At 64.0% G+C, this 8111-nt stretch carries 8 protein-coding genes and 1 pseudogene; 2 read left to right on the top strand and 7 right to left on the bottom strand.

Going from position 1 to position 8111, the window contains the following annotated elements; all coding sequences use genetic code 11:
• Positions 1-334 precede the first annotated feature (334 nt).
• Both IVB32_RS29645 and IVB32_RS29640 read left to right on the top strand, forming a co-directional pair.
• Positions 335-1078: an SDR family oxidoreductase gene (locus IVB32_RS29645; RefSeq protein ID WP_085353473.1), complete on the top strand. Its 744-nt coding sequence runs from the start codon at positions 335-337 to the stop codon at positions 1076-1078.
• A 10-nt stretch (positions 1079-1088) separates the two neighbouring features.
• Positions 1089-1504: pseudogene (locus tag IVB32_RS29640) on the top strand (cupin domain-containing protein).
• A 42-nt stretch (positions 1505-1546) separates the two neighbouring features.
• Here IVB32_RS29640 and IVB32_RS29635 read toward each other — a convergent pair.
• The 7 genes from IVB32_RS29635 to IVB32_RS29605 all read right to left on the bottom strand — a co-directional run.
• A complete protein-coding gene (locus IVB32_RS29635) occupies positions 1547-2545 on the bottom strand; it encodes a L,D-transpeptidase family protein (protein ID WP_085353475.1) in 999 nt (332 codons plus the stop codon).
• Between the two features lie 12 nt (positions 2546-2557).
• On the bottom strand, positions 2558-3619 hold the full coding sequence (locus IVB32_RS29630) for a glycosyltransferase family 4 protein (RefSeq protein ID WP_085353476.1): 1062 nt from the start codon (positions 3617-3619) through the stop codon (positions 2558-2560).
• A 135-nt stretch (positions 3620-3754) separates the two neighbouring features.
• Positions 3755-3964 carry a hypothetical protein gene (locus tag IVB32_RS29625; protein WP_083926364.1) on the bottom strand — a complete coding sequence of 70 codons (210 nt, stop codon included), beginning with the start codon at positions 3962-3964 and terminating at the stop codon, positions 3755-3757.
• A gap of 128 nt (positions 3965-4092) precedes the next feature.
• Complete coding sequence (locus IVB32_RS29620) at positions 4093-5097, bottom strand: 4-hydroxythreonine-4-phosphate dehydrogenase PdxA (RefSeq protein ID WP_085385275.1); 1005 nt, start codon at positions 5095-5097, stop codon at positions 4093-4095.
• Positions 5094-6668: a tripartite tricarboxylate transporter permease gene (locus tag IVB32_RS29615; RefSeq protein ID WP_204511111.1), complete on the bottom strand. Its 1575-nt coding sequence runs from the start codon at positions 6666-6668 to the stop codon at positions 5094-5096. The genes IVB32_RS29620 and IVB32_RS29615 overlap by 4 nt, the downstream gene beginning before the upstream one ends.
• An 11-nt stretch (positions 6669-6679) precedes the next feature.
• Positions 6680-7162, bottom strand: coding sequence for a tripartite tricarboxylate transporter TctB family protein (locus IVB32_RS29610; RefSeq protein ID WP_204511110.1), 483 nt, complete (start codon positions 7160-7162; stop codon positions 6680-6682).
• A gap of 101 nt (positions 7163-7263) precedes the next feature.
• On the bottom strand, positions 7264-8111 hold an 848-nt coding region (locus IVB32_RS29605), incomplete at its 5' end, for a tripartite tricarboxylate transporter substrate-binding protein (protein WP_247412198.1).

Raw genomic sequence — 8111 nt, 5'->3', positions numbered from 1 at the left:
CGAGCCGGTCGATACCTCGACCAGCCATGTCGGGTTCCGCTGCGTAGTGCGATTGCCGTCTGTAACCGAACGCCGACACGAAGGACGTGCTGCAATCTAGCGCGCGCCGCTGGTGGTGGCTGGCGCCAGCGGTGCGCTCCGCGCGTCGGGCTATTTCGATATGCAACTTATCTATCGGCGATCGATAAACATCTTCATCATTTTTGGACAAGGCGGGCCGGTTACAGGCAAGAGCCTGCCCCATTTCCCCGGTAAGAGTCGCCTCATCGCATCGCGACGCGCGCGCCGTCGACCCTGAAACGCTCGCGCCCGCAACGTGCCGAGGAGATAGGCCATGAAGATCGTCGTGATCGGCGGGACCGGATTGATCGGATCCAAGCTGGTGGCGAAGCTCAAGCAGCAAGGCCACGACGCGGTCGCGGCTTCGCCGAAGTCGGGCGTGAACGCGGTGACCGGGGAAGGTCTCGCAGCAGTGCTGGCGGGCACCGATGTCGTCGTCGACGTTGCCAACGCGCCGTCCTGGGAGCCCGCGGCCGTGCTGGAATTCTTCGAGCGTTCGAGCAAAAACCTCGCTGCGACTGAGGCCGCAGCGGCCGTGAAGCATCATGTGGCGCTCTCGATCGTCGGAACCGAGCGCTCGCCCGATAACTCCTATTTTCGCGCCAAGCTGGCGCAGGAGACTATCATCAAGTCTTCGCCGGTCCCCTACTCGATCGTCCGCGCCACCCAGTTCTTCGAATTCCTCAGCGCCATTGCCGAGATGGGTGCGGCCGAGGGTGGGATCGTTGTTCCCTCGGCATTGTTTCAGCCCATCGCGGCCGAGGACGTGGCCGATCGCCTCGCAGAAGTCGCGATTAGCCCGCCGCTTAACGGCACGATCGATATCGCAGGACCTGAGAAGGCGCCCTTTAATGAATTCATCGCACGCCGCCTGAAGGCGTCCGGCGACCCCCGACCGGTGGTGGGAGACCCAAAGGCGCCGTACTACGGCGCTCCCATCGACGACACATCGCTGAACCCTCTTGGCGAGGCGCGGCTTGGCACGACGCCGCTCGCAACATGGCTCGCGAGACTTTGAGGAGACCCCCATGCGCAGATTGCTGATCGCAACCCTGTTTATGCCGCATCATTCCTGACAGCCCATGCCGCCGAGACGGCGACGCCCACGGCCAAGGTGACGGTCGTGTTCGACCAGGCGCTGCCCAATGTCCCGGGCAAGAGCATGAAGGGCGTGCTGGTCGAGTATGGTCCCGGAGGCTCCTCGCCGGCCCACATCCACGCGCCCTCGGCTTTCATCTACGCCACCGTCCTGGAAGGAGCGATCCGCAGTCAGGTCAATGACGGCCCGGTCAAGGTCTTTCACAAGGGCGAGAACTTCTCCGAAAAGCCCGGCGACCGCCATGCCGTCAGCGCCAATGCCAGCGAGACCGAACCCGCAAAATTGCTGGCCGTCTTCGTGGTGGATACGGCCGACAAGGAGCTGACTATGCCGATCCCGAAATAGCGCACAATCGGCGAGCGGCATTGCCACCTCGAGGCGTTGATTTCATCCGGGGCTGCCTACGAATGCCACCGGCGTGCCTTTCGAGACACGCCCGGCGACGCGCTCGGCATCCCAATTGGTCAGACGCACGCAGCCGTGAGATTCCGCCTTGGAAATCTTCTCCGGCGAGGGCGTGCCGTGAATGCCGTAGCCCTCGGCAGACAGGTTGATCCAGACCGTGCCGACCGGATTGTTCGGGCCGGGCTTGATGGTGAAGGGCTTGCGGGAATGGACGCCCTTGAAGCGATAAGCGGGATTGTAGCGATAGTACGGATTTCGGCTGACTTCCGTGACCTTGAGCGTGCCTGAGGGCGACGGCTTCTCCTCGCTGCCGACCGTCGCGGGATAAAATCCGATCAGCGCATTCGTTTTGTCGAACAGTTTTACGGTCTGCCTGACCTTGTCGACCTCGATCCTCTCGGCCTTGGTGGGGATGCCCTCGCCTGCGCCTGATGTGTCCACCACGACGATGGTGTCGCCGGCGCGATCGAAATGGCGCCCGGAGTTGAGCGCGGCCAGGAGCTGCTCGCTCATGTGAAATTTCTCGGCCAGGGCCTCGCGCGCACTGGTGAAGCCGAGCTTTGTAAGCTCCTTCATGTCCTCCATCTTCGACGGCAGCTTTTTCAGGAAAGGACCCGCCACGTCCTGCTCGGTGATGGCATAGGTCATCGTCACCGGCCGGTCGTCCGCCCGTAACGCGGTCCAGACATCGTCCGTCACGGCGTCCGAAACCGGCAGCTGCCGTGCTTCGGCATAGGCCCGCAACGCTTTTTTGGCGTTCTCGCCGAATCTGCCGTCGATCGCGCCGGGCGAGAAGTGCGCGCGGTCCAGCAGGACCTGCAACCGGACCCCGGCCGCGGTCGGCTTATCGTTCGACAGGGTTTTCTTCGACGGCTCGGCGACGTTGATGGCAGCGGCGTTGATCTCCGCGGCGAACGCCGGCGGCGCAGCCAGAGCGAAGACCAGAAAGATGCAAATCTGCCCCGCTTTTCCGAGCGACATCGCCGGGTCCTTTCACGTTTCCGACGGTTCAGTGATCAACTCCCGAGCCGCGGCGCTAGCGAGCTTGCGGTATTGGTGTTCGTACTGCCTCGCCATTCGGCTCGCAGAGAAGCGCTCCTCGAAGCGGGCGCGCACCTTCCTTCGATCCAGTTTTCCCAGTTCGCCGATCGCCTTGACGGCCTGCTCCTCGTTCTCGACGATGAAGCCGGTCAATCCATGCTCGACGACTTCGGGGACGGAGCCGGAGCGATAGGCGATCACGGGCGTTCCGCATGCCATCGCTTCGATCATGACCAGCCCAAACGGCTCCGGCCAATCGATCGGAAACAGCAGAGCAGCGGCTTCGGCAAGGAAGGGCTGTTTCTTTGCGTCATCGACTTCACCAACAAGCCGGATATCCTTGCCGTCGACGTTCGGCTCGATGTGGTTCCTGAAGTAGGCCGTCTCGGCGCGCGGGACCTTCGCGGCGATATGGAGGGGCATCTGGACTGCGCGCGCGATACGGATCGCGTCCTGCGGACCCTTGTCTGCGGTGAGCCGCCCGAGAAACGCCAAATAGGACCCCTGTTCGTAGGACGGCCGAAACAGATCGGGCGGCAGCCCGTGCTGGATGGTTCCGATCCATTTCGCATCCGGAAGCGGCAGCCGCTGATGATCGGAAATCGACACGAAACATGCTTCAGGGAAGTGCCTGACGACGTCGGGTAGTCCGGGCAAGTCGAGGCGGCCGTGCATGGTCGTGAGGAACGGCACGCCGAGACGACTGAGCAACGGCAGGGACAGCCAGTCGACATGCGCGTGGATTACGTCGAATTCTTTCGCACGCCTTGCGATTGCCTCCATCAGCATCGCGCTTGCGGCGGTCGGGTCCGCCCCCTTTTGTCCGAGCCGCAGCGCGCGGGGCCAGACAGGATGAAGCGCACCATTCGTCCTGGAATCGCCGCTCGCAAACAGCGTGACTTCGTGGCCGAGCTCGACCAGCCCATCCACCAGCCAGGCCACCACCCGCTCGGTGCCCCCGTAGAGCTTCGGAGGGACGCTTTCGGCCAGGGGAGCAAGCTGAGCGATGCGCATGGCAGGCTACCCGTCAAGCCGCCGCACGCACGATCAGCACGATCGCGGCGGACAGAAGGTTCGAAATCGCGAGCAGCGTCCAATTCGGCCTGGCACTTGCGGCCGCGACCCGGCAGACGAGCCCTTCCACGAGCCTTAACATTCGTCCTCGGGAAGCCGATCGAGGTAGGCAATCCCGAATCCCGTGAGTTCTTCGGCATCGCTCCCGCGCGCTTCCCATCTCCCTTGCAGATGACGCTCGAGCAGGCAGCGACGGCAATCTGCGGCATCGACGTGGCGATGCCGGGCGCGGTAAACGGACCAAGCAATATCCACCGCCGTTCGCAGCGGGTCGTCGTCTACCATGTTCCAACTCCGAGATGGAGACGTTCATGGGACAGCAACTCGTTACGACGGCGGAAGTTTCCACTTTTTCCCGGAGGCCCGAAGCTGCGCACGGCCACCGCGGGCACAAGCAGGCGCCCTCGGAGAAATCAGGCGACGCGACGAGCCGCCATCTCTCCGGCTAGCAGCAGCGCGGCGCGGCTGGCCCCGATTGATGCAATGCCCTGCCCGGCAATGTCGTACGCGGTGCCGTGCGCGGGCGTGCAGATCGGGAACGGGAAGCCGCCAAGCAAAGTCACGCCACGATCAAAACCCATCAGCTTCATCGCGATCTGGCCCTGGTCGTGATACATCGTCAGCACCGCATCGAAGGCGCCGCCCTTGGCGCGCAGGAATACGGTGTCAGCGGGAAACGGCCCTTCCGCGGCAATACCATCGCGCCGGCCGGCGGCGACCACGGGCGCAATGATGTCGATCTCCTCGCGGCCGAAATTGCCGCCGTCACCGGCGTGCGGATTGAGCCCGGCCACCGCGATGCGCGGCCGCGCAAAGCCGGCGTTGCGCATGCAGGCATCGGTCAGCTTCAGCGCGCGATGGATGCGTTCGCCGGACAGTCGCGCGGCGACGTCCTTGAGCGGGATGTGGGACGTCACGCGGGCGTTCCACAGCCGGTCCAGCACATTGAACTCGCTTGCGGGGGTTTTGAGTCCGACCACTTCGGCGGAGAATGCGATCTCGTCGTCATACTCTGCGCGGGCCAGCCGCATCGCCTGCTTGTTGAACGGCGTAAAGCAGACGGCATCGACCCGGCCGTCGCGGCCGAGCTCGAGCGCATGCTTGTAGTTGGCAAGCGCGAACCTGCCGCCGGCAAGGCTCGCGATCCCCTGCTGGATGTCGCCGGGATCGGGATGGCCGAGATCGACGAACAGAGTCTCGCCCTCCGCCGCGCGCAGATCGGCTCCCTGCTCCACTGTTGTCAGCTCCGGCTCGACGCCGGCAACGCGCGCGCCCGCGTCGAAGATGCGGCGGTCGCCGATCACGACAATCTGGCTGCTGGCGCGGATATCGTCCTGCACCACGAGCTTTGCGGTCAATTCCGGGCTGATGCCGGCGGGATCTCCCATTGCCAATGCAATGAGCGGCTTTGCGGTCATATGATCACTTTCTCCCGAGCGGTCTCTTGAGCTCTCTCTTGCGTTCTCTCTTGGGCTGTCGTCTCGTCGGTGGACGGCGCAGGCTTGCGCAGCAGGCGCGCAAGCTGCAGCACGAGCGGAAGCAGCAAAAGTGCGATGCCGGCCACGATCAGGCATGTCACCAGCTTGTTGGCGAAGAAGATCCCGAGCGATCCCTTGGACATCAGCATCGACTGCCGGAACGCGTCCTCGGCCTTATCCCCGATGACGATCGCGAGCACGAGCGGCGCCAGCGGATAGAACAGCTTCTTGAAGAGATAGCCGACGATGCCGAAGCCGAGCATCATGACGACATCGAGATAGGAGTTCGATACCGAATAGGCGCCGACGACGCAGATGATCACGATCAGCGGCGCGATGATCACGAAGGGAATCCGCATCAGGGCCGCGAAGACCGGAACGGTCAGCAGCACGAGTGCGACGGCGACGATGTTGCCGACATACATCGAGGCAATCAGGCCCCAGACAAAGTCCTTCTGGTCGACGAACAGCATCGGCCCGGGATTGAGGCCCCAGATCATCAGCCCGCCCATCATGACGGCCGCAGTGGCCGAGCCGGGAATGCCGAGCGAGAGCATGGGCAGAAGCGCGCTAGTGCCAGCCGCATGATCGGCCGTCTCCGGCGAGATGATGCCTTCAAGCTCCCCGGTGCCGAAATATCGGCCACGGCGCGAGAAGCGCCGGGCGATGCCGTAGCTCATGAACGACGCCGCAGTCGGGCCACCGGGCGTGATCCCCATCCAGCATCCGATCGCCGCGCTGCGCAACAGCGCAACGCTATGCCGCGGCAGGCGACCGATCGCGCGAAACACCTCGCGCCACTCTATCTTCGACGAGACCGCGCGGGCATGAAACTCCTCTTCGACGGCCACGAGCAGCTCGCCTATGCCGAACAGGCCCATCACCGCGACGACGAAGTTGACGCCCTTGACCAGCTCGTCGACGCCCATGGTGAGGCGCACGCTGCCGGAGACGGTGTCGATGCCGATGGCGGCGATGGCAAAGCCGATCGCCAGCGCGACGACAGTCTTGATCGGAGCAGCCCCGCCCATGCCGACGAAGCTGGCGAAGGCAAGAAAATAGACCGCAAAATATTCCGCCGGCCCGAAGGCGAGTGCGACTTGCGCCACCCATGATGCGAGGAAGGTGATCAGGATGACGCCGATCAGCGCGCCGAATGCCGCCGAGCCGAAGGCGGTGGCGAGCGCCGTCGTCGGCCGTCCATCGCGCGCCATCGGGTAGCCGTCGAAGGTGGTGGCGACAGACGACGGCTCGCCCGGGATGTTGAACAGGATCGAGGTCACGGATCCCCCGAACAACGCGCCCCAATACATGCTGGAGAGCAGGATGATGGCAGAGACCGGCTGCATGCCGAAGGTCAGCGGCAGCAGCAGCGACACCCCGTTCGGAGCACCCAGCCCAGGCAGCACGCCGACGAGAATGCCGAGCAGCACGCCGATCACCATCAGCGCCAGATGCGGCAGCGTGATCGCGATGCTGAAGCCGTGAAGGAGTTCTCCGAGATTGTCCATCGGCCTCTCCCTCAGAAGCCGAACGCCGCGGCGAGCGCGCCGTGCGGCAAGCTCACCTGGAACATGCGCTCGAACACGACGTAGAGCGCAAGCGCTGTCGCCGCCGCCATGCCAAGCGCGCGCGGCACGGATTGTTGTCGGGGGATCGCCAGCACCGCGAAGATGTACAGGGCCGAGGCGACGTACATCCCGGCCAACGGGATCGCAGCCACGAAAATCGCGGCCGGCACGAACAGGCCGGCAAGCCGGCGCAGCTCGATCGATGTGATGGCAATTGGGACGCTGGCGAGCGTCGCGGCCGGCATGACACCTCGAAACAGGTTGTAGAGGCTCCCGAGCACGATGATGATCCCGGTCAGGAACGGAAACGTCCCGGCGTCCACGCCCGCGCTCGACCAGCCGATGCCGTTATCGAGGCTGGAAATGACGACCGCCACACCGAAGCTTCCGGTGAGAACGGCTGTCGCAAGTTCGAGAGCGCGGCGCGATATCATCGAGGGCTCCGGTCAGGCCACGTACAGTGTCCGATTATGGCGCACGTGTTTTCCCAGCGTTCGCTGTCGTTCCGGCGGAGGGGTTTGAGGCGTGCGCCGCCTCACTTGACCAACCAACCCTGCTCGCTCGCAACCAGCCTGACGCGCTCGAGATCCTCCTTGATGAACTTGTCGAACTCGGCACCGGTCAGGAACGTGTCGACCTGGGAGGTTTTCTCGATGTAGTCCTTCCAGTCCGGCGTCGCCTGCACCTTCTTCATCAGGTCAACATAGAACGCGGCCTGGTCCGGCGTGACCTTGCCGGGGAGCCACACTGTGCGCGGCTGCTCATACTGCTTGATGTCGAGGCCCTGCTCGACGCAGGTCGGAACATCACCCCAGCCTTCGGTCGCGGTGACCTTGGCGCCCTGCGGCAGCCGCTTCGGGCTGAAGACGCAAAGCGGTCGCTGGGTGGCGCCACGCCATTGCCCGAGACTCTCGCTGGGATTGTTGACGTGAGAGTCCAGGTGTCCGCCGGCGAGTTGCACGGCCGTCTCGGCGCCGCTCTTGAAGGGAATATAGGTCAGCTTGATGTGGCCGGCCTTCTCGATCATGCGGGTCAGCACCTCGTCGGTATCCTTTGACTGCGCGCCGCCCATCTTGAACTCGCCTGATGCGGCCGCCTTCAGATAATCGCCCGCCGTCTTGTAGGGCGCGTCCTGCTTGACCCAGAGCAGGAACTCGTCCTGCGCCATCGCCGCGATCGGGGTGAGATCGGTGTAGTTGAAAGCGACCTTGGAGACGAGCGGCTGCTGCCAGGCATTCGACGTGCCGAAGATCACCTTGTAGGGATCGCCGGCGGACGCCTTGCCGTAGACATAGCCTTCCGCGCCGCTGCCGCCGCCCTTGTTGACGACGACGATCGGCTGCTCCACCAGCTTGTGCTTGGTGATGATGTTCTGCACGGCGC

The organism is Bradyrhizobium sp. 23 (assembly GCF_023073295.1).
Lineage (GTDB): Bacteria > Pseudomonadota > Alphaproteobacteria > Rhizobiales > Xanthobacteraceae > Bradyrhizobium > Bradyrhizobium canariense_D.
This window is presented reverse-complemented; position numbering and strand designations above follow the sequence as displayed.

Coding starts and splice junctions, on each gene's coding strand:
- IVB32_RS29645 (WP_085353473.1), top strand. CDS start 335: ATGAAGATCGTCGTGATCGGCGGGACCGGATTGATCGGATCCAAGCTG.
- IVB32_RS29635 (WP_085353475.1), bottom strand. CDS start 2,545: ATGTCGCTCGGAAAAGCGGGGCAGATTTGCATCTTTCTGGTCTTCGCT.
- IVB32_RS29615 (WP_204511111.1), bottom strand. CDS start 6,668: ATGGACAATCTCGGAGAACTCCTTCACGGCTTCAGCATCGCGATCACG.
- IVB32_RS29625 (WP_083926364.1), bottom strand. CDS start 3,964: ATGGTAGACGACGACCCGCTGCGAACGGCGGTGGATATTGCTTGGTCC.
- IVB32_RS29620 (WP_085385275.1), bottom strand. CDS start 5,097: ATGACCGCAAAGCCGCTCATTGCATTGGCAATGGGAGATCCCGCCGGC.
- IVB32_RS29630 (WP_085353476.1), bottom strand. CDS start 3,619: ATGCGCATCGCTCAGCTTGCTCCCCTGGCCGAAAGCGTCCCTCCGAAG.
- IVB32_RS29610 (WP_204511110.1), bottom strand. CDS start 7,162: ATGATATCGCGCCGCGCTCTCGAACTTGCGACAGCCGTTCTCACCGGA.